The sequence below is a fragment of the Streptomyces sp. NPDC101166 genome, assembly GCF_044768125.1.
GTDB lineage: Bacteria > Actinomycetota > Actinomycetes > Streptomycetales > Streptomycetaceae > Streptomyces.
Genome location: NZ_JBIWPF010000020.1, coordinates 111,601 through 132,405, shown reverse-complemented (window position 1 = coordinate 132,405; position 20,805 = coordinate 111,601). Strand labels below are relative to the sequence as shown.

At 71.2% G+C, this 20,805-nt stretch carries 16 protein-coding genes and 1 rRNA gene; 10 read left to right on the top strand and 7 right to left on the bottom strand.

The window, feature by feature from the left end; genetic code table 11:
* Positions 1 to 85: ribosomal RNA gene (rrf, locus tag ACIRS4_RS29775) — 5S ribosomal RNA — on the top strand; the annotation flags it as partial.
* Between the two features lie 90 nt (positions 86 to 175).
* Here rrf and ACIRS4_RS29770 read toward each other — a convergent pair.
* The 5 genes from ACIRS4_RS29770 to ACIRS4_RS29750 are packed head-to-tail and all read right to left on the bottom strand — an operon-like array spanning position 176 to position 5,867.
* Entirely contained in the window at positions 176 to 1,486 is a 1,311-nt protein-coding gene (locus ACIRS4_RS29770) for a DUF58 domain-containing protein (RefSeq protein WP_404201862.1), read from the bottom strand.
* Complete coding sequence (locus ACIRS4_RS29765; RefSeq protein ID WP_404201874.1) at positions 1,486 to 2,475, bottom strand: AAA family ATPase; 990 nt, start codon at positions 2,473 to 2,475, stop codon at positions 1,486 to 1,488. The genes ACIRS4_RS29770 and ACIRS4_RS29765 overlap by 1 nt, the downstream gene beginning before the upstream one ends.
* Positions 2,475 to 3,695 carry a DUF4350 domain-containing protein gene (locus ACIRS4_RS29760; RefSeq protein WP_404201861.1) on the bottom strand — a complete coding sequence of 407 codons (1,221 nt, stop codon included), beginning with the start codon at positions 3,693 to 3,695 and terminating at the stop codon, positions 2,475 to 2,477. Before ACIRS4_RS29760 ends, ACIRS4_RS29765 begins: the two co-directional genes overlap by 1 nt.
* Entirely contained in the window at positions 3,692 to 4,486 is a 795-nt protein-coding gene (locus ACIRS4_RS29755) for a DUF4129 domain-containing protein (protein ID WP_404201859.1), read from the bottom strand. The genes ACIRS4_RS29760 and ACIRS4_RS29755 overlap by 4 nt, the downstream gene beginning before the upstream one ends.
* Before the next feature lie 4 nt (positions 4,487 to 4,490).
* Complete coding sequence (locus ACIRS4_RS29750) at positions 4,491 to 5,867, bottom strand: glycerophosphoryl diester phosphodiesterase membrane domain-containing protein (protein WP_404201857.1); 1,377 nt, start codon at positions 5,865 to 5,867, stop codon at positions 4,491 to 4,493.
* 140 nt (positions 5,868 to 6,007) lie between these two features.
* Between ACIRS4_RS29750 and mtnA the strand changes: the two genes are divergently transcribed.
* From mtnA to ACIRS4_RS29710, 8 genes are all read left to right on the top strand, one after another.
* On the top strand, positions 6,008 to 7,150 hold the full coding sequence (gene mtnA, locus ACIRS4_RS29745) for an S-methyl-5-thioribose-1-phosphate isomerase (RefSeq protein ID WP_404201855.1): 1,143 nt from the start codon (positions 6,008 to 6,010) through the stop codon (positions 7,148 to 7,150).
* 132 nt (positions 7,151 to 7,282) lie between these two features.
* Complete coding sequence (locus ACIRS4_RS29740; RefSeq protein ID WP_404201853.1) at positions 7,283 to 7,612, top strand: hypothetical protein; 330 nt, start codon at positions 7,283 to 7,285, stop codon at positions 7,610 to 7,612.
* 226 nt (positions 7,613 to 7,838) lie between these two features.
* Positions 7,839 to 8,528: a two-component system response regulator MtrA gene (gene mtrA, locus ACIRS4_RS29735; RefSeq protein ID WP_404201851.1), complete on the top strand. Its 690-nt coding sequence runs from the start codon at positions 7,839 to 7,841 to the stop codon at positions 8,526 to 8,528.
* Positions 8,529 to 8,530: 2 nt separating this feature from the next.
* Positions 8,531 to 10,759, top strand: coding sequence for an MtrAB system histidine kinase MtrB (mtrB, locus tag ACIRS4_RS29730; RefSeq protein WP_404201849.1), 2,229 nt, complete (start codon positions 8,531 to 8,533; stop codon positions 10,757 to 10,759).
* Positions 10,749 to 12,578 carry an LpqB family beta-propeller domain-containing protein gene (locus tag ACIRS4_RS29725; RefSeq protein ID WP_404201847.1) on the top strand — a complete coding sequence of 610 codons (1,830 nt, stop codon included), beginning with the start codon at positions 10,749 to 10,751 and terminating at the stop codon, positions 12,576 to 12,578. The genes mtrB and ACIRS4_RS29725 overlap by 11 nt, the downstream gene beginning before the upstream one ends.
* 110 nt (positions 12,579 to 12,688) lie before the next feature.
* Positions 12,689 to 13,591, top strand: coding sequence for a ComF family protein (locus ACIRS4_RS29720; protein WP_404201845.1), 903 nt, complete (start codon positions 12,689 to 12,691; stop codon positions 13,589 to 13,591).
* Positions 13,592 to 13,906: 315 nt separating this feature from the next.
* The gene (gene hpf, locus ACIRS4_RS29715; protein ID WP_404201843.1) at positions 13,907 to 14,599 is read left to right on the top strand and encodes a ribosome hibernation-promoting factor, HPF/YfiA family; all 693 of its coding nucleotides are present in this window, start codon (positions 13,907 to 13,909) and stop codon (positions 14,597 to 14,599) included.
* 206 nt (positions 14,600 to 14,805) lie between these two features.
* Complete coding sequence (locus ACIRS4_RS29710) at positions 14,806 to 15,552, top strand: response regulator (protein WP_404201872.1); 747 nt, start codon at positions 14,806 to 14,808, stop codon at positions 15,550 to 15,552.
* Between the two features lie 15 nt (positions 15,553 to 15,567).
* Here ACIRS4_RS29710 and ACIRS4_RS29705 read toward each other — a convergent pair whose 3' ends face one another.
* Both ACIRS4_RS29705 and ACIRS4_RS29700 read right to left on the bottom strand, forming a co-directional pair.
* A complete protein-coding gene (locus ACIRS4_RS29705) occupies positions 15,568 to 16,740 on the bottom strand; it encodes a winged helix-turn-helix domain-containing protein (protein ID WP_404201841.1) in 1,173 nt (390 codons plus the stop codon).
* Between the two features lie 75 nt (positions 16,741 to 16,815).
* Entirely contained in the window at positions 16,816 to 17,412 is a 597-nt protein-coding gene (locus tag ACIRS4_RS29700; RefSeq protein WP_404201839.1) for a GNAT family N-acetyltransferase, read from the bottom strand.
* Positions 17,413 to 17,863: 451 nt separating this feature from the next.
* On the opposite strand from ACIRS4_RS29700, the gene secA reads away from it, so the two are divergent.
* Positions 17,864 to 20,707, top strand: a complete 2,844-nt coding sequence (secA, locus tag ACIRS4_RS29695; RefSeq protein ID WP_404201837.1) for a preprotein translocase subunit SecA — start codon at positions 17,864 to 17,866, stop codon at positions 20,705 to 20,707.
* The last annotated feature ends 98 nt before the right edge of the window (positions 20,708 to 20,805 follow it).

The following is a 20,805-nucleotide window of genomic DNA, read 5'->3' as shown; positions in this document are numbered from 1 at the left end:
TTACATTTCGAACCCGGAAGCTAAGCCTCACAGCGCCGATGGTACTGCAGGGGGGACCCTGTGGGAGAGTAGGACGCCGCCGAACAATCATTCAAGAAAGCCCCGTGCCATCGGCACGGGGCTTTCTGCATTTCTGGCCACTGAAAGGCGGCTGCCCTGAGCTCAGAATCATGGCTCAGAGACGTCCTGCGGATTTCAGAGCGAGATAGGCGTCCGCCAGTGCCGGCGCCAGCTCGTCCGGTGTCGCGTCGACGACCGTGACCCCGTGGCGACGCAGCTTCTCTGCGGTGCGATGACGTTCGGCCTGGTGCTGGGCGGCGGCAGCGGCCTCGTACACCGCCTCCGCCGTGCCGCGGGCCGTCGCCATGCGGGCGATGTGCGGGTCGGCGACCGAGGCGACCATAACCGTGTGCCGCTGCGTGAGTTGAGGGAGCACCGGGAGCAGGCCCTCCTCGACGGGGGCGGCGTCCAGCGTCGTGAGCAGGACGATCAGCGAGCGGCGGGGTGCTGTGCGCAGGGCGGTGGCGGTGAGACCGCGGGCGTCCGTCTCGGTGAGCTCCGGTTCCAGGGTGGCCATCGCCGTGACCAGGGAGGGAAGCAGGTCACGGGAGGTGCGGCCCTGGACGAGGGCACGAACGCGGCGGTCGTAGGCGAGGAGGTCGACGCGGTCGCCGGCGCGAGAGGCGAGGGCGGCCAGGAGGAGGGCCGCGTCCATGGAGGCGTCGAGGCGGGACGCGTCGCCGACGCGGGCCGCTGAGGTGCGGCCGGTGTCGAGGACCAGCAGGATGTGCCGGTCGCGTTCGGGACGCCAGGTGCGGACGGCGACGCTCGTCTGGCGGGCGGTCGCGCGCCAGTCGATGGAGCGGGTGTCGTCGCCGGGGACGTACGCGCGCAGGCTGTCGAACTCCGTGCCCTCGCCACGGGTGAGGACGCTGGTGCGGCCGTCGAGTTCGCGGAGACGCGCGAGTTTCGCGGGGAGGTGCTTGCGACTGGCGAACGGCGGGAGGACCCGCACCGTCCAGGGAACCTTGTGGGTGCCCTGGCGGGTGAACAGGCCGAGGGGGCCGTAGGAGCGGACGGTGATGCGGTCCGCGTGACGGTCGCCCCTGCGCGTGGGGCGTAGCCGGGTGGTGATCCGGCGGCGTTCGCCTGCGGGGACGGTGAGGCGGTGGCGGGAGGCGCTGGTCTCCGTGCCGGGGTGCCAGCTGCTGGGTGGCCAGGCGTCGCGCAGGTGGGCGCGCAGGGTGCGGTGGGAGGGGTTGGTGAGGGTGAGGGTGACGTCGGCGGTGTCGCCTAGGCGTACGGAAGTGTCTCCGGAGCGGGTCAGGAGCAGGCGGCGTACGGGGGCGGCGAGGGCGTAGTCGCAGGCGCAGGCGAGCGCGAGGGGGGCGTTGACGGCGAGAAGGCCCGTCCAGCCGGGTTCGAGGATGCCGACGGGGAGGGATGCGAGGGCCGCGAGGAGTGCGGCGCGTCCGGTGGGGGCCATCAGCGGGGGACGGGGACGTGGGTGAGGATCGCGGTGATGACCGAGTCGGCGGTGACGCCTTCCATTTCGGCCTCCGGCCGGAGTTGGACGCGGTGGCGGAGGGTGGGCAGCGCGAGGGCTTTGACGTCGTCGGGGATGACGTAGTCGCGGCCGGTCAGCCAGGCCCAGGCGCGTGCGGTGGACAGCAGGGCCGTGGCGCCCCGGGGGGACACTCCGAGAGTGAGGGAGGGGGATTCACGGGTGGCGCGGCAGATGTCGACGACGTAGGAGGTGATCTCGGGGGAGACGGTCGTCTTGGCGACGGCGGCGCGGGCGGCGTCCAGTTCGGCGGGGCCGGCCACGGGGCGGACGCCGGCGGCGTGAAGGTCTCGGGGGTTGAAGCCGTCGGCGTGGCGGGTGAGGACGGCGATCTCGTCCTGGCGGGTGGGGAGGGGGACGGTGAGTTTGAGGAGGAAGCGGTCCAGTTGGGCTTCTGGGAGGGGGTAGGTGCCTTCGTACTCGACGGGGTTCTGGGTGGCGGCGACGAGGAACGGCTCGGGGAGGGGGCGGGGGGTGCCGTCGACGGTGACCTGGCGTTCCTCCATGGCTTCGAGGAGGGAGGACTGGGTCTTGGGCGGGGTGCGGTTGATCTCGTCGGCGAGGAGGAGGTTGGTGAAGACGGGGCCGGGCTGGAAGGAGAACTCGGCGGTGCGGGCGTCGTAGACGAGGGAGCCGGTGACGTCGCTCGGCATGAGGTCGGGGGTGAACTGGACGCGTTTGGTGTCGAGTTCGAGGGCGGCGGCGAGGGCGCGGACGAGAAGGGTCTTGGCGACTCCGGGGACGCCTTCGAGCAGGACGTGTCCTCGGCACAGGAGGGCGACGACGAGGCCGGTGACGGCGGGGTCCTGGCCGACCACGGCCTTGGCGATCTCGGCGCGCAGGGCTTCCAGGGAGGCTCGGGCGTCGCCCTGTTCCCCGGTTTTCCCGGCGTTGTCAGTGGTCGGGTCCATCATGGACGGCGTACCTCTCTTTCGAGGGCGTCGAGTTGTTCGGCGAGTGCGGTCAGGGCCGTGTCGTCGGCGGGTGGCGGGCCGAAGAGGAGGGTGTGCGGGGCTGTCTGCCGGTCGTCCTGGAGGTGGGTGTCGAGGGCGGGCAGGAGTGCTTCGGGTGTGTGGGCCTGGGCGGCGGGGACGCCGAGGAGAGGGGCGAGGCGGGTGCGGGTGGCGGAGCGAAGAGCGGTGGCGGCGCGGTCGCGGGCGTCGGCCTTGCGGTAGAGGCGGGCGCGGCCTTCGACGGTTTCTGAGGCGCGGATCGCGACGGGGAGTCGTTCGGGGACGAGGGGGCCGAGCCGGCGTGCCCGCCAGAAGGCGGCGAGGGCGGCGGCGACGAAGAGTTGGAGTGTGCCCCAGATCCATCCGGAGGGGATCAGGTCGAAGAAGTTCTTGGCGTCCTGTTCCGGGGCGGCGGAGGTGTCGGCGGGGGAGGGGAGGTACCAGGCCAGGTGGGGCCGGGTGCCGAGGAGTTGGAGGGCGAGGGAGGCGTTGCCGTGCTGGTCGAGGCGGTTGTTGTGGAGGATGTCGGGCGCGCCGAGGACGACTGTGTCGCCGGTGCCGGAGGCGGCGGGGATGCGCAGCAGGGTGGCGAGTCGGTTGCTGGGGTAGCACTCGTCGGCGTCGCGGAGGGTGGTGGTGTAGCGGATGCCGCCGGTGTCCGCGGTGCCGGCGGTGCGGGCGGCGGGCAGGGCGCACCGGGGGGCGAGGGTGGAGGTGCGGCTGGCGGCGAGGGCTGCTGTGACGCCGGGGGCGAGGGTGTGCACGGAGTGGCTGCCGGGGGCGACGAGGAGGGTGCGGCCGGCGGAGGCGTCGATCGTGGTGTGGAGCAGGGCTTGTTGACGGTCGGTCAGGAGGTCGGGTGCGGTGACCAGGAGAGTGGTGTCGGGGCCGGTGGCTGCGCGGGCCTCGGCCAGGGTGGTGACGACGCGGGTGGTGACGCCGTGGTCGGCGAGGAGTTCGGAGAGGGCGCGGCTGCCGTAGGGGTCGGCGGAGCGGGGGTCGAGGGCGCCGTGGCGGGCGTCGGAGCGGAGCACGGCGAGGACGGCGGCGCCGGCGAGGAGGAGCACGCAGGCGAGGGCGATGCCTCGGCCTCGGGTCCACAGGTGGCGGGCGGTGGGCGAAACCGAGGTCGGCGCTGGGGCGGTGGCGGTGGGTTCGGGGGTGGCCTGAGTGGTCATCCGGTGGCTCCCCGGTGGGTGGGGTGGGCCGAGTTCGGGGTGCTGGTGTGGGTGAGCTGCGGCTTGGTGGCGGCCAGGTCGTGGTCGAGGCGGGTGATCCGGTCGTACGTCTCGCCGGTCGCCGTGCGGCCGCCGTATGTGACGTCGTCGAAGTCGCGGGCTGCGGCGCGCAGTCGGTCGGTGTGGGCGGGCAGGGTTCGGCCGGCTTCGGCGGCGGCCTCGTCGGCGGTGCGGCCAGGGCGGGCGTCGAGGAGGGCGCGTTCCTCCAGGGCGCGGACGACGGCCCGCATGCGTTCCTGGACGGCCTGGTTGAAGTGGCCTTGCGCGGCGTGCGTCTCAGCGGCGGCGCGGTGCTCGGCGGCGCTGCGGGGGCGGTCGTCGAACAGGGTGGGTGCGGCGGTGGGCCGGCGGCGGGGGGCGCCCAGGCGCCACCAGAGGGCGCTCACGACGGCGACGACGGCCGCGGTGATGACGAGCAGGCCGAGTGCGCCGCCGGGGGTGGCGGTGGCGGCGGCGCCGAACAGGCTGTCGATCCAGTTCCAGAGGGCGTCGAGGGCGCGTTCGAAGAGGTTGGGGTCGTTCTGGTGGTACAGCTGTTTGGACAGCTCGCGTCGGGCTTCCTCGCGCGCGGGGTCGCGGGGGACGGTCACCGGCGGTTCGCCGCCCGTGCGTGCCCATGACAGGGCGGGGTGGTCCCCGGCGCGCAGCAGGGCGTGCAGGGGACGGCCGAGGGCCGGGGCCGGCTGTGGTGGCGCCGGGACCGCTGTGAGGACTTCCCCCGCCCAGCTCACCGCATCAGCTCCCTGGAGTGGCGCCGGTGTGGCCCGGGACGCCGGCGGCGCGGGCCAGCTCGAGGTCGAGGGCCTCGCGGCGGATGCGCTGGTCGACGTAGAGCAGGACGACGACGCCGGCGGTGAGCGGGAAGGTGACCAGCGAGCCGATCACCGAGCCGATCCCGGCGACGACGAGGTAGGTCCAGCTGAGGTTGGAGCCGCCCTGCGTGAACGCTTCGAGGCCGCCGTCGCTGAGGATGCCGCCCGCGAGGGCGAAGGGGACGGCGACGATCATGGCGACGATGTTCGCGATGAGCATCGAGAGCAGCTGGATGCCGAAGACCCGCCACCAGGACCCGCGGACGAGCTTGGCGGATCGGCTGAGCGCCTTGATGACGCCCTGCTTCTCCAGCATCAGCGCGGGCGAGGCCAGGGAGAAGCGGAACATCAGCCACACGGTGACGGTGAGGGCGGCGAGCATGCCCAGCGCCGCGAGGGCGCCGCCGCCGGAGCCGCCCAGCAGTGCGCCCGGCAGGACGCCGACGGCGCCGATGACGGCCACGATGAGCAGCAGGAGGAAGATCAGGCCGAACAGCTTCGGCAGTTGGGGGCGGGCCTCCCGCCAGGCCTCGCCGGTGGTGACGGGCTTGCCGAGGACGGCGCGGCTGGTGACCGCCGTCAGCAGGGCGGTCGCCGTGATCGTGCCGATCAGCGAGATCAGGGCGATGACACCGGAGTTGACCATGACGTCGCCGATCGCGCCGGTCTTCTCGTCGACGGTGGCGCTCGGGTCGGTGAGGAGGGCGGTGCTGTCGGCGGTGTCGTTCAGGACCAGGCCCTGCAGGAGGACCAGGACGACTTCCACGACGACGGCGACGGTCAGGGAGATGCCCAGGACCGTGCGCCAGTAGGTGCGCATCGTGGTGACCGCGCCGTCGAGGATCTCGCCCACGCCGAGGGGGCGCAGCGGGATCACGCCGGGCTTGGCCGCGGGCGGGGGGCCGCCCCATCCGGCGCCCCAGCCGCCGGGGCCTTGGTGCCCGTATCCGTAGCCCTTGTACCCGGGGCCGCCTGGTCCGGGGCCCGCGGGGCCGGCGCCCCAGCCGGCAGGGCCGCCGGGGTGGCCGCCGTTCCAGCCCTGGGCGGGCGGTGGGGGCTGTTGCGCCGGGTTGTGCGCCGGGTTCTGGGGGCCTGCGGGCGCGGACCATTGGGCGGGCGGCGGCTGCTCCTTCGACCACTTCGCGCCGGGGCCCTGCGCGGGTGCGCCCGGCTCGTCAGCGGGGCGGGTGCCGTCGGGCCGGTCGGCGGGCTCGGCAGGCGAGACGGGCGAGGACGCCCCGGGCTCCTGTCCGTCGGACGGGGCGGATCCGGGCGAGGCCCAGCCCGGAGAGTCGTTCATCGTCGCTCCTTCTCGGTGCCCGTCCGCGGGCGCGGTCGCAGGTTGGCAGCCATCGTGCCATGGGGTGGTTCTCGCGTGACCGGCCGCGGTCAGGGCTGCATGCCTTCAATTGTCCGCCCCATAACGGGCAGACTGACGACATGGCTGATCAGTACGCGCAATCCGGCGAGGACAAGCGGCCCACCGACATGCCCGCCATCCGCTGGGAGGAACCACCCGAAGGGCCCGTGCTGGTGCTCCTGGACCAGACGAGGCTGCCGGCCGAGGAGGTCGAACTGGTCTGTACGGACGCGTCCGCGCTGGTGGAGGCGATCCGTTCGCTCGCCGTGCGCGGGGCGCCGCTGCTGGGGATCGCCGGGGCGTACGGCGTCGCGCTCGCCGCCATCCGCGGGTTCGACGTGGACGAGGCGGCGTCCGCGCTGGCGGGCGCCCGGCCCACCGCGGTGAACCTGTCCGTCGGCGTGGAGCGGGCCCGCGCCGCCTACCGGTCGGAGCTGGCCCGGGGCGGCGACCCCGAGCAGGGCGCGCGGGCCGCGCTGGCCGCCGCCCGGCAGCTGCACCGGGAGGACGCCGAGGCCAGCGCCCGGATGGCCGAACACGGGCTGGCGTTCCTCGACGAGCTGCTGCCCGGCGGCGGGCACCGCGTCCTCACGCACTGCAACACCGGTTCGCTGGTGTCCGGCGGGGAGGGCACGGCGTTCGCCGTGGCGCTCGCGGCGCACCGGCAGGGGCGGCTGCGGCGGCTGTGGGTGGACGAGACGCGTCCGCTGCTGCAGGGGGCCCGGCTGACGGCGTACGAGGCGGCCCGCAACGGCGTGGCGTACACGCTGCTCACGGACAACGCGGCCGGGTCGCTGTTCGCGGCCGGCGAGGTCGACGCGGTGCTGATCGGCGCGGACCGCATCACGGCCGACGGCTCGGTGACGAACAAGGTGGGCAGCTATCCGCTCGCCGTGCTCGCCCGGTACCACCATGTGCCGTTCGTCGTGGTGGCGCCGGTGACGACGGTGGACCCGGACACCCCGGACGGGACGTCGGTCGAGGTCGAGCAGCGCCCCGGCTACGAGGTCACCGAGATCACGGCCCCCCAGGTGCAGGTGACGGGCGCGGGCGGCGGCATCCCGATCGCCCCTCTGGGAACCCAGGCGTACAACCCGGCGTTCGACGTGACGCCGCCCGAGCTGGTGACGGCGATCGTCACGGAGCAGGGCGTGGTCTCGCCTGTGACCGCCGGGGCGCTGGAGGAGCTGTGCGCGCGAGCCCGCCGGGAAGGCGCGGGCTGAGCCTCGTCGGCGGGATCGAGGGGGCCCACGCCGGCGGCGACCGCCCGTGGGCCCGCCCGCCCCGCGCCGGGGTCCAGGGGTGCATGAGTCGATCACGCGTGCGGCATCACGCGTACCACCGGGGGACCGCACTTGCACACCACGCTCGCGAGCACCACGAACTACGCCATCCCGTTCCTGACCATCGCCGTTCCCTTCGGCATCGGGTCGCTCCTGTTCATCCCCCGGCAACGGCGAAACCGCCGGCTGAGGAAGCACGGGGTGGAGACCCTGGCCGTGTGCAGGGAGCGCATACGCCGCGGCGGCACGGCGGTGGAGTTGCTCAACTGTTCCTTCCGGGCGGCCGACGGCGAGGAGGTGTGGGTGCTCGTCACCCCGCCCGAGCCGCCGCCGTGGGAGGGTGAGGAGGTACCCGTCGTGTACGAGGCGCGCAGACCTTCGTCCGCCGAGAGCGCGTACTAGCTCGCGTCGTTCGGATCCCGCGTGGGTCTCGTGCTCCAGTCGCTCACCGGTCTGCTGCTCTTGGCGGCGGCCGTGGCAGGAGCACTTTCCTGACACCTGAGCGGGCTGACATCAGCGCTGACACCAAGGGCAGCGGACAGGGGCAGACAGTGACGGTCGCGTACGACTATGGTCACTGGCCGGTGACCCTGCTCACCTGCGCCGCCTTCGCCGTTATGAGAATGGGATGATGTCGTCTATGAAGGGACGAGTCCTTGTCGTCGACGACGACAGCGCACTGGCCGAGATGCTCGGCATCGTGTTGCGCGGTGAAGGTTTTGAGCCGTCTTTCGTAGCCGACGGCGACAAGGCGCTGGCTGCGTTCCGTGAGGCGAAGCCCGATCTGGTGCTGTTGGACCTGATGCTGCCCGGGCGGGACGGCATCGAGGTGTGCCGCCTGATCAGGGGCGAGTCCGGGGTGCCGATCGTGATGCTCACCGCCAAGAGCGACACCGTGGACGTCGTCGTGGGACTGGAGTCCGGCGCCGACGACTACATCGTGAAGCCGTTCAAGCCGAAGGAGCTCGTGGCCCGCATCCGGGCGCGGCTGCGCAGGTCGGAGGAGCCCGCGCCGGAGCAGCTCGCCATCGGTGACCTCGTCATCGACGTGGCCGGCCACTCCGTGAAGCGGGACGGGCAGTCCATCGCGCTGACGCCGCTGGAGTTCGACCTGCTGGTCGCGCTCGCCCGCAAGCCGTGGCAGGTGTTCACCCGCGAAGTGCTGCTCGAACAGGTGTGGGGTTACCGGCACGCCGCCGACACCCGCCTCGTCAACGTGCACGTGCAGCGGCTGCGCTCCAAGGTCGAGAAGGACCCCGAGCGGCCGGAGATCGTCGTGACCGTCCGCGGCGTCGGTTACAAGGCCGGACCGAGCTGATCATGTCCAAAGACAGTGCCGCTTCGGCCCCCGGCCGGTCCGGGGCCCGTCCGCAGCGGCCTGTCGGCCGGAAGACGGGTTCACACTTCACACGCCTCCTGGACGGCGGACTGCTCCGGGGCGGAGTCCAGGGCAGCCCCGTCCTGCGGCTGCTGCTGCGCTGGGTGCGCCGCCCCCTGCTGCCCGTCATGCGGCTGTGGCGGCGCAACATCCAGCTCAAGGTCGTCGTCACCACACTGCTGATGTCGCTCGGCGTCGTCCTGCTGCTCGGCTTCGTCGTCATCGGACAGGTCCGCAACGGCCTGCTCGACGCCAAGGTCAAGGCCTCCCAGAGCCAGGCCACCGGCGGCTTCGCCGTCGCCAAACAGAAGGCCGACGAGGCGGCCGGCGCCGCGGCCGACGACGGCGCCGCCGTGGACGCCGCCGCCCCCCAGAACGTCATCGAATGGATGAGCGAGCTGGTGCTGTCGCTGTCCAGCGGCGGACAGGGCGCCTTCGACGTCGTCACCCTGCCCCCCGGCGACGACAGCGGCGGCGGCCGCGGACCCCGCGCCTCCGGCTACGTCGACCCCAACAAGAGCGTCCCCGAGAACCTCCGCGAACGCGTCAACAGCAGCACCGGCGCCGTCCAGAGCTACTCGCGCATCATCTACCTCAACGACAAGGAAGCCCAGCCGGCCCTCGTCATCGGCAAACAGATCAACGACCCCAACGGCGACCCCTACGAGCTCTACTACCTCTTCCCGCTCACCCAGGAAGAGAAGTCCCTCAGCCTCGTCAAGGGCACCCTCGCCACCGCCGGACTCTTCGTCGTCGTCCTCCTCGGAGCGATCGCCTGGCTCGTCGTACGCCAGGTCGTCACCCCCGTGCGCATGGCAGCCGGAATCGCCGAACGGCTCTCCGCCGGACGCCTCCAGGAACGTATGAAGGTCACCGGCGAGGACGACATCGCACGCCTCGGCGAGGCCTTCAACAAAATGGCGCAGAACCTCCAGCTCAAGATCAACCAGCTTGAGGACCTCTCCCGGATGCAGCGCCGCTTCGTGTCCGACGTCTCGCACGAACTGCGCACACCGCTCACCACCGTGCGCATGGCAGCCGACGTCATCCACGAGGCACGCGAGGACTTCGACCCGATCACCGCGCGCTCCGCCGAACTCCTCGCCGACCAGCTCGACCGCTTCGAGTCACTGCTCGCCGACCTGCTCGAGATCAGCCGCTTCGACGCCGGCGCCGCCGCCCTCGAAGCCGAACCCATCGACCTCAGGGACGTCGTGCGCCGCGTCGTCAGCGGGGCCGCGCCGCTCGCCGACCGCAAGGGCACGAACATACGCGTCCTCGGCGACCAGCAGCCCGTCGTCGCCGAAGCCGACGCACGCCGCGTCGAACGCGTCCTGCGCAACCTCGTCGTCAACGCCGTCGAGCACGGCGAAGGCAGGGACGTCGTCGTCAAACTCGCCTCGGCGGGCGGCGCCGTCGCCGTCGCCGTCCGCGACTACGGCGTAGGACTCAAGCCCGGCGAAGCCACCCGCGTGTTCAGCCGCTTCTGGCGCGCCGACCCGGCACGCGCGCGCACCACCGGCGGCACCGGACTCGGACTCTCGATCGCCCTGGAAGACGCCCGGCTGCACGGCGGCTGGCTCCAGGCCTGGGGCGAACCCGGCGGCGGCTCACAGTTCCGCCTCACCCTGCCGAGGACCGCCGACGAGCCCCTGCGAGGCTCACCCATACCCCTGGAACCCAAGGACTCCCGCCGCAACCGCGGACTCGACGACGCCGGCCTGCCCCGAGGCGGAGGCGAGAAAAGCGCCACCGTGCCCGTACAGCCCGCCGCGCAACAGCGGTCCGCGGCCCGGACCCCGCTCGCCCCCCGCACCACCGCCACCCCCACGGCCGACCCCACGGCACTGCCCGGCAACGGCGCGCGCGTCGTGCCCCGGCCCGCCACCGGAAACCGACGCCAGGACGACCCGCCGTCCGCCGCCGGCACGGCGTCCACCGGCACCGGCGCCGGGAGCGCATCCGACCGCGGCCGCACGCACGGCACCGCCGACGAGACCTCCGACAAGCGCGACAGGGCCGGCGAGGCGAGCCGCGGGCGCCATGACGACGCCGACCACTCAAGCGACACCGCGCAGACCGGCCGAGCCGCCGACGAGGCCGTCGGCGAGGCCGCCGGTGCGTCAGCCAAGGGCTCGAAGCAGCGAGGAGAGACATTCCGTGGGCGCTGACCACGACGGGGGCCGCCGGCGCACACCGCTGCGCGCGACGGCGTACGCCGCCTGCGGTGTCGTACTGCTGGCCGGATGCGCCTCCATGCCCGACCACGGCGACCTGAGCGACGTGGAGTCCACCCCCCGCCAGGAGACCCAGGTGCGGGTCTTCGCCATGCCGCCCCGCGACGACGCACAGCCCGCCGAGATCGTCCAGGGCTTCCTCGAAGCGCTCACCAGCGACGACCCCCGCTACTCGACGGCCCGCCAGTACCTCACCCCCGCGGCCGCCCGGACATGGGAACCCGAACGGTCCACCACCGTCCTCGCCGACGGGCCCGGCACCCTCGCCGGCCAGTCCGGCGGCCGGGAAGAAGGCGACGACTTCACCTTCACCCTGACCGGCACCAAAGTCGCCGACATCGACGCACAGCAGTCGTACACGCCCGCGGCCGGCGACTACACCCAGACCGTGCACCTCACCCGCGACAAGAAGACCCGGCAGTGGCGCATCGACGCCCTGCCCGAGGGCGTCGTCATGGGCAAGTCGGACTTCCAGCGCAACTACATGTCCGTCAACAAGTACTACTTCGCCTCCCACACGGCGTCCGCCGGCTCCGGACAGCCCATGGCCGTCGCCGACCCCGTCTTCGTACGCGAACGCGTCGACCCCATGACCCAGATCGTGCGCTCCGTCCTCGACGGGCCCACCAGCTGGCTGCGGCCCGTCGTCCGGTCCAGCTTCCCCACCGGCACCGCCCTCGCCCGGGGCGCCGCGCTCGCCCCCGACGACCAGAACAGACTCACCGTCCCGCTCAACGACAAGGCCGCCCGCATCGGCCACGGAAAGTGCGAGGAGATGGCCGCACAACTGCTGTTCAGCCTGCAGAGCCTCGCCCCCACCGTCGACGAGATCGAACTGCGCGCCGGCAGCCGCCAGCTCTGCTCGCTCACGGACGACCGCGCCACCGCCGTGGCCGAACGCGGCGCGGAGACCCACGCCGCCTACCTGTACTTCGTCGACGGCCGCCACCGCCTCGTCCGGATGAGCAGCACCGGCGGCAACAGCGCCAAGGCCGACGCCGTGCCGGGACCGCTCGGCGACGGCAGCACGGCGTTCCGCTCCATGGCCGTCGCCCGCGACGAGCACACCGCCGCCGGGGTCGCCCTCGACGGCAGAAGCCTCTACGTCACCTCCATGGTCGCCGACAGTTCCCTCGGCGACCCGGCGCTGACCAGCAAGGGAAAGACCGAGAACGACCGGCTGACGGCCCCCAGCTGGGACCGCCAGGGCGACCTGTGGATCGCCGACCGCAACCCCGCCGACCCCCGGCTCCTCCTGCTCGAACAGGGCGGCGGCGAACCCCTGGAGGTCCTCACCCCCGGCCTCGACGGACGGATCAAGACCGTACGCGTCGCCGCTGACGGCGCGCGGATCGCGCTGGTCGTGGAGAAGGGCGGCAAGCAGTCGCTGCTCATCGGGCGCATCGAACGGGACAAGAACGGCGACAAGCCCACCGTCTCCGTCCAGGAACTGCGCTCCACCACCCCCGACCTGGAACAGGTCACCGCCGTGACCTGGGCGGGGGACAGCCGGCTCGTCGTCGTCGGACGCGAGTCGGGCGGAGTCGAACAGGCGCAGTACGTGCAGTGCGACGGCTCCGTCCCCGAAACGGGGACACTGCCCGGCCTCACCGAGGTGAAGAGCATCGCCGCCTCCGAGGACGGCGACGCCCCCCTCTTCGCCACCTCCAAGGACGGCCTGCTGTGGCTGCCGGGCGGAAGCGGCTGGCGCACCCTGAAGGAAACGGCCTCGGCCGCGCTCTACCCGGGGTGAGGCGGGGGCCGGGGTGGCGTCCGGCGAGTTTTCCACAGGCAGCGGGGACGGCTTTCGGGCGGTTTTCCACAGGGGTGGCCCGTTCGCCCCGCTCGCGGCACAGTGAACGCGTGGACATCGTTCGCCGGTGGTGGCAAGAACTCGCCGCTCTCATCCTTCCCGCCGAGTGCGCGGGGTGCGGGCGGGCCCGCGTGATGCTCTGCCCCGCCTGCCGTACGGCACTCGGCGGAGCCGAGCCGCGCCGGGTGCGGCCGGAACCGGCACCGCCCGGGCTGCCCGCCGTGCACGCGGCGGCCCGGTACGCGGACGAGGTACGGGCAGTGCTGCTCGCCCACAAGGAACGCGGCGCGCTGGCGCTGGCGCGCCCGCTAGGTGAGGCGTTGGCGGGGGTGGTGCGGGCGGGGCTGGGGGAGGTGGGGGTGGGGGAGGGGGCCCCACCCCAAGGACACGTGGAACAGGTAGGGCACCGACGACACCAACGACACGTACTGCTCGTCCCCGTCCCCTCCGCGTCTCGAGCCGTGCGGGCTCGCGGTCATGATCCCGCTCGCCGTATCGCGCTCGCCGCCGCTGTCGTGCTGCGGCGGGAGGGGGTGCCGGTGCGGGTGGCGGCGGTGTTGCGGCAGCGGCGGGCGGTGGCCGATCAGGTGGGGCTCAACTCACGGCAGCGGATGGACAATCTCGGCGGCGCGCTGGCGGTGGTTCCCGGCGGGGCGCGGCTGCTGCGCGGTGCCTCGGTGGTGCTGGTCGACGACGTCGTCACGACGGGAGCGTCCCTTGCGGAGGCGGCGCGTGCCGTGCGTACGGCTGTGAGGAGGGTGGGGCGGGCCGGCGGTGTGGCCGGTCGGGGTGCGTTCGGGGGTGGGGCTGTGTATCGGGACGTTGGTCGGGAAGGCAGTGGGGTACGGGGTGTGGGAACGAGGGAAGGAGGTGTGGGTCGCGGTGGCGGTGAGCTGTTGTTCGCTGCGGTGGTCGCGGCTTCTCCTGACTCTCCGGAAATAAACCGGAACTGAGTGCTGACTTGCGTCGTTGCAGGTAATGAGAGAGCGAATTCACCTGAACGGAGGTACGCGGTAGTAGAGGGTGACGCCATCCGTCCGGGCGAGATATGTTCGGTTGTGAGGGAAAGCCGCAGGCCACACCTCTCGAATCCGAATCCGGTGCTGCGGTTCTGGCTATGAGGCCGTGGCGCCTGGGGTGGAGATCGCGCCCATGGGGGAGGAGGAGGTGGGAGTCACCGAGTCCGAGGTTCCGGTGCTCACCGGAGCTTGGTGCAAAAGGGAGATGCTCCGCCGTTGATGCGGAGCGATCCGGGAACGGAGTTCTGCGTGGACATCGTCGTCAAGGGCCGCAAGACCGAGGTGCCCGAGCGGTTCCGCAAGCACGTGGCCGAGAAGCTGAAGCTGGAGAAGATCCAGAAGCTCGACGGCAAGGTGATCAGCCTCGACGTCGAGGTGTCCAAGGAGCCCAACCCGCGACAGGCCGACCGGTGTGAGCGAGTGGAGATCACGCTCCGCTCCCGTGGTCCGGTGATCCGGGCGGAGGCGGCGGCCAGCGACCCCTACGCGGCACTCGATCTGGCGGCGGAGAAGCTGGACGCCCAGCTCCGCAAGCAGCACGACAAGCGTTACACGCGGCGCGGTGCGCGCCGGCTCACGGCGGCGGAGGTCGCCGATCACGTTCCGGGCGTCGCGACCCTGAACGGCAACGGGCAGCCCGTCTCCGCCGAGGAGTCGGACAGTGTGCCCACGAAGAAGATCGGCTCGCTCGAGGTGCAGGGCGAAGGCCCCCTCGTGGTCCGCGAGAAGACGCACGTGGCCGCTCCGATGACGCTCGACCAGGCCCTCTACGAGATGGAGCTGGTCGGTCACGACTTCTACCTCTTCGTCGACTCCGAGACGAAGGAACCCAGCGTCGTCTACCGGCGGCACGCCTACGACTACGGCGTCATCCACCTCAGCACGGACACGATGGTCACGCAGGCCCATTCCCCCGAGGCGGGCGGCGCGCTGGGCGGCTGACCCTGCGCGGTGACGGTTGAAAGGTGCCCCCGTGGAGCGCGTGTGCGCCCCCGGGGGCACCCGTGTGCGACCCCCTGGGGCGCCGCTCTGTCACCGTGTTGTCGTTCGGGCATGGAATCATGGCGGGCAACGGCTCAACCGTTGGGCCGGTGCCTTGCGTTGGCGATGGCAAAGGACCACGGCCACAGCCTTCTGGGGGAGGAACGATGGCGGACAGCTTCGGACCGATGCGTGGCGGGGGTGCCGGCGAGGGCGTCGTCGGCGTGGGCCCGGACGCGGGCACTGAGCGCGGGGAGCCGATCAGAGTCCTTGTAGTGGACGATCACGCCTTGTTCCGCCGGGGTCTGGAGATCGTGCTGGCGGCCGAGGAGGACATCCAGGTCGTCGGTGAGGCGGGCGACGGCGCGGAGGCCGTGGACAAGGCCGCCGATCTGCTGCCGGACATCGTGCTGATGGATGTGCGGATGCCGAAACGCGGAGGGATCGAGGCGTGCACCTCCATCAAGGAGGTGGCCCCCAGCGCGAAGATCATCATGTTGACGATCAGTGACGAGGAGGCCGACCTCTATGACGCGATCAAGGCGGGGGCGACGGGATATCTCCTGAAGGAGATCTCCACGGACGAGGTCGCCACCGCCATTCGCGCGGTGGCCGACGGTCAGTCGCAGATCAGTCCCTCGATGGCGTCGAAACTGCTCACCGAGTTCAAATCGATGATCCAGCGGACCGACGAGCGTCGGCTGGTTCCCGCGCCGCGGCTGACGGATCGTGAGCTGGAAGTGCTCAAGCTCGTCGCCACGGGGATGAACAACCGGGACATCGCCAAGGAGTTGTTCATCTCCGAGAACACCGTGAAGAACCATGTGCGCAACATCCTGGAGAAGCTGCAGTTGCACTCCAGGATGGAGGCCGTGGTGTATGCGATGCGGGAGAAGATCCTCGAGATCCGTTAGGCGGGCGCGCGGTGGTCAGGCGAGGGCTCGGGCGAGTTCTCTCGTGAGCGGGTCGCGCAGGTCGGGTGCGTCGACGCGTTCCACGCGTACGTCCGTGCAGCCGACCCAGCTCGCGGCTTCGGCCAGGGCCTGTGCCACGCCGGGGACCGCTTTGGGGCTGTCCAGGCTGACCTGTCGGGCGACCAGCGTGCGTCCTTCGCGGGCCGGGTCCACGCGGCCGACGAGGCGGCCGCCGGACAGGACGGGCATCGCGAAGTAGCCGTGGACGCGCTTGGGCTTGGGGACGTAGGCCTCCAGGCGGTGGGTGAAGCCGAAGACGCGTTCGGTGCGGGCCCGTTCCCAGATGAGGGAGTCGAAGGGCGACAGCAGTGTGGTGCGGTGGCGGCCGCGCGGGACGGTCTCCAGGGCCGCCGGGTCGGCCCAGGCCGGCTTGGACCAGCCCGCGACGGTGACGGGGACCAGTCCGGAGTCGGCGATGACCTCGTCGACCTGCTCGCCCTTGAGGCGGTGGTAGTCGGCGATGTCCGCGCGGGTGCCGACGCCGAGGGACTGGCCGGCCAGGCGGACCAGGCGGCGCAGGCATTCGGTGTCGTCCAGCTCGTCGTGCAGGAGGCTTGCGGGGACGGCGCGTTCGGCGAGGTCGTAGACGCGCTTCCAGCCGCGGCGTTCGACGCAGACGACCTCGCCGTACATCAGGGCGCGTTCCACGGCGACCTTGGTGCCGGACCAGTCCCACCACTCGCTGGTCTTCTTCGCGCCGCCCAACTCGGTCGCGGTGAGGGGGCCTTCGGTGCGCAGCTGTTTGATGACCTGGTCGTAGGCGCCGTCGGGGAGGTGGTGGTGCCATTGGGGGCGGGCGCGGTAGGCGCGGCGGCGGAAGGCGAAGTGGGGCCATTCCTCGATGGGGAGGATGCAGGCGGCGTGGGACCAGTACTCGAAGGCGTGGGTGTCCTTCCAGTAGGCGTTCTCGACGGTGGTGCGGCCCACGGCTCCCAGGCGGGCGTAGGGGATGAGTTCGTGGGAGCGGGCGAGGACGGAGATGGTGTCGAGCTGGACGGCGCCGAGGTGGCGCAGGACGCCGCGGACGCCGGCCCGGCGGTCGGGTGTGCCGAGGAAGCCCTGGGCTCTCAGGGCGATGCGGCGGGCTTCGTCCGCGGTGAGTTCTGCGGTGGGCGGCGGGGTCGTCATGGTGGGCACGATAGGGGCTGGGTCTGACAGTGCGGGCTGAGCTGCGATGACGCGGGCGGGCGGCGGGTTGCGCTCTCAGGCCGCTCCGGTCGTGGCGGGCCGGTCGCCCGGTGTCGGCAGGTAGGGGGCGGTGGAGGGCAGGCCCAGGTCGGAGGGGAGGAGGGAGGCCAGCCAGCAGTCGCGGCGTACTCCCTTGTTGTCGATGGCGGAGCGCAGGGTGCCTTCGAGGGTGAAGCCGGTGTGTTCGGCGACGGCGCGGGAGGCGGTGTTGCCGACTTCGGCGCGCCATTCGACGCGGTCGACGGCCAGGTGGGTGAAGGCCCAGCGGCAGGCGGCGCGGGCGGCCTCGGTGGTGTAGCCGCGGCCCCGGTGTTCCTTGGCGGCCCAGAAGCCGATCTCGGCGGTGCCCGGGGAGCGCATGGTGAGGCTGAGCATGCCGGTGAGGGTGCGGTCGGGGAGGAAGACGCCGAAGGTGAACATGGAGCGGTCGGCCCAGCCGTCGGGGGTGAGTTGTTCGGTGAAGCTGCGGGCGTGTTCGGGGAGGTAGGGGGAGGGGATGGTGGTCCAGCGCTGGATGTCGGGGTCCTGGGCGCAGGCGTGGACGGCGTCGGTGTCCTGGGGGCCGGGGGCGCGCAGGACGAGGCGGTCCGTGGTGAGGGTGACGGGCTCCATCGGGCGATTCTGCGCGGGTGGGCGGGGTGGACGCCAGGTGATTTGCGGCTCGGGTACGGGGTGGGTGCCGGGTGATGTGTGAGCCGGGTACAGCGCGGATGCCGAGTGATGTGTGAGCCGGACGCGGCGCGGGTGCCGGGTGATGTGTGGGCCGGACGCGGCGCGGGTGCCAGGTGGTGTGCGGGCCGGGTGCACCCTGTGTGCGGGTGATCACGGTTCGCGTAATTCGTTCGCGGGATGCGGCACCATCCGTGAGGCCCGGCCGTTGTCCAGTGTGAAGAACAATGGTTGTGCAGTGTGAAGAACAATGTGGGGCATGTGCGCCGCGCTGTGCGGTCCGCGCCACGGCAGGCCTCCCGGCGTGGCGGGGTCCTCGCATACGATGGCCGTTGCTCAGTCATCATCAGGAAACCGACCGTCCCAGGCCCGACCGGCAAGGAGACCAACCCCCGTGTCCGTCCTCTCGAAGATCATGCGTGCAGGCGAAGGCAAGATCCTGCGCAAGCTGCACCGCATCGCGGACCAGGTCAACTCCATCGAAGAGGACTTCGTCGACCTCTCCGACGCCGAGCTGCGGGCCCTCACCGATGAGTACAAGCAGCGGTACGCCGACGGGGAGACCCTCGACGACCTGCTGCCGGAGGCGTTCGCCACGGTGCGTGAGGCCGCCAAGCGCGTGCTCGGCCAGCGGCACTACGACGTGCAGCTGATGGGTGGCGCGGCGCTGCACATGGGCTATGTGGCCGAGATGAAGACCGGTGAGGGCAAGACGCTGGTGGGCACGCTGCCCGCTTATCTGAACGCGTTGTCCGGCAAGGGCGTCCACCTGATCACGGTCAACGACTACCTGGCCGAGCGCGACTCCGAGATGATGGGCCGCGTCCACAAGTTCCTGGGGCTGGAAGTCGGCTGCATCCTGGCCAACATGACGCCGTCGCAGCGGCGCGAGCAGTACGCGTGCGACATCACGTACGGCACGAACAACGAGTTCGGGTTCGACTATCTGCGTGACAACATGGCGTGGTCGCAGGACGAGCTCGTGCAGCGGGGCCACAACTTCGCCATCGTCGACGAGGTGGACTCGATCCTCGTCGACGAGGCGCGTACGCCGCTGATCATCTCGGGTCCGGCGGACCAGGCCACCAAGTGGTACGGCGACTTCGCCAAGCTGGTGACCCGTCTGAAGCGGGGCGAGGCCGGTAACCCGCTGAAGGGCATCGAGGAGACCGGCGACTACGAGGTCGACGAGAAGAAGCGCACGGTCGCCATTCACGAGGCCGGTGTCAGCAAGGTCGAGGACTGGCTGGGCATCGACAATCTCTACGAGTCGGTGAACACCCCTCTGGTGGGCTACCTGAACAACGCCATCAAGGCGAAGGAGCTCTTCAAGAAGGACAAGGACTACGTCGTCATGGACGGCGAAGTCATGATCGTCGACGAGCACACCGGTCGTATCCTCGCCGGCCGCCGCTACAACGAGGGCATGCACCAGGCGATCGAGGCGAAGGAAGGGGTGGACATCAAGGACGAGAACCAGACGCTCGCCACGATCACCCTTCAGAACTTCTTCCGTCTCTACAAGCGGCACGACCACGAGGGCAAGGAACAGCCCGGTCTGTCCGGCATGACCGGTACGGCGATGACCGAGGCCGCCGAGTTCCACCAGATCTACAAGCTCGGTGTGGTGCCGATCCCGACGAACAGGCCGATGGTCCGTATGGACCAGTCGGACCTGATCTACCGCACCGAGGTCGCGAAGTTCGAGGCGGTCGTCGACGACATCGCCGAGAAGCACGAGAAGGGCCAGCCGATCCTGGTCGGCACGACGTCGGTCGAGAAGTCGGAGTACCTGTCGCAGCAGCTGTCCAAGCGGGGCGTCCAGCACGAGGTGCTGAACGCCAAGCATCACGAGCGTGAGGCGCAGATCGTCGCCCAGGCGGGCCGCAAGGGCGCCGTGACGGTGGCCACGAACATGGCCGGTCGTGGTACGGACATCAAGCTGGGCGGCAACCCGGAGGACCTCGCGGAGGCGGAGCTGCGGCAGCGCGGTCTCGACCCGGAGGAGCACATCGAGGAGTGGGCGCACGCCCTGCCCGCGGCTCTGGAGAGGGCCGAGCAGGCGGTGAAGGCCGAGAAGGAAGAGGTCGAGGAGCTCGGCGGCCTGTACGTGCTGGGCACCGAGCGGCACGAGTCGCGTCGTATCGACAACCAGCTGCGTGGTCGTTCCGGCCGTCAGGGCGACCCGGGCGAGTCGCGGTTCTACCTGTCCCTCGGTGACGATCTGATGCGGCTGTTCAAGGCGCAGATGGTCGAGCGCGTGATGTCGATGGCGAACGTGCCGGACGACGTGCCGATCGAGAACAAGATGGTGACGCGTGCGATCGCGTCGGCGCAGTCGCAGGTGGAGCAGCAGAACTTCGAGACGCGCAAGAACGTCCTGAAGTACGACGAGGTCCTCAACCGGCAGCGTGAGGTCATCTACGGCGAGCGGCGTCGGGTGCTGGAGGGCGAGGACCTGCATGAGCAGATCCAGCACTTCATGAACGACACGATCGACGCGTATGTGACGGCGGAGACCGCCGAGGGCTTCGCCGAGGACTGGGACCTGGACCGTCTGTGGGGCGCGTTCAAGCAGCTGTACCCGGTGAAGGTGACCGTGGACGAGCTGGAGGAGGCGGCCGGTGACCGGGCGGGTCTGACGGCCGAGTTCATCTCCGAGTCCATCAAGGACGACATCTTCGAGCAGTACCAGGCGCGTGAGGCGCAGCTCGGTTCCGACATCATGCGTGAGCTGGAGCGCCGGGTCGTGCTGTCGGTCCTGGACCGCAAGTGGCGTGAGCACCTGTACGAGATGGACTACCTCCAGGAGGGCATCGGTCTGCGCGCGATGGCGCAGAAGGACCCGCTGGTGGAGTACCAGCGTGAGGGCTTCGACATGTTCACCGCGATGATGGACGGCATCAAGGAGGAGTCCGTCGGCTACCTGTTCAACCTGGAGGTCCAGGTGGAGCAGCAGGTCGAGGAGGTTCCGGTGGAGGAAGCGGCGCCGGTCGGCCTGGAGAAGCAGGACGTGGTGCCGGCGCAGGCGAACGGGCGTCCGGAGATCCGCGCCAAGGGGCTGGACGCTCCGCAGCGGCGGAACCTGCACTTCTCCGCGCCCACCGTGGACGGCGAGGGCGGCACCATCGAGGGTGACTTCGACAGTGACGGCGAGCCGGTGCGGTCGGAGGCCGACGGGCTGACGCGCGCGGAGCGGCGCAAGCAGGCGAAGGCCGGGCGGCGTCGCAAGAAGTGACGCGCTGAAAGCAGCCGTTCCGCGGTTCGCGTGGTGCGAGGGCCGGGTCACCCAGGTGGGGGTGGCCCGGCCCTTCGCCGTGCCGGGCGGTGGGGGGT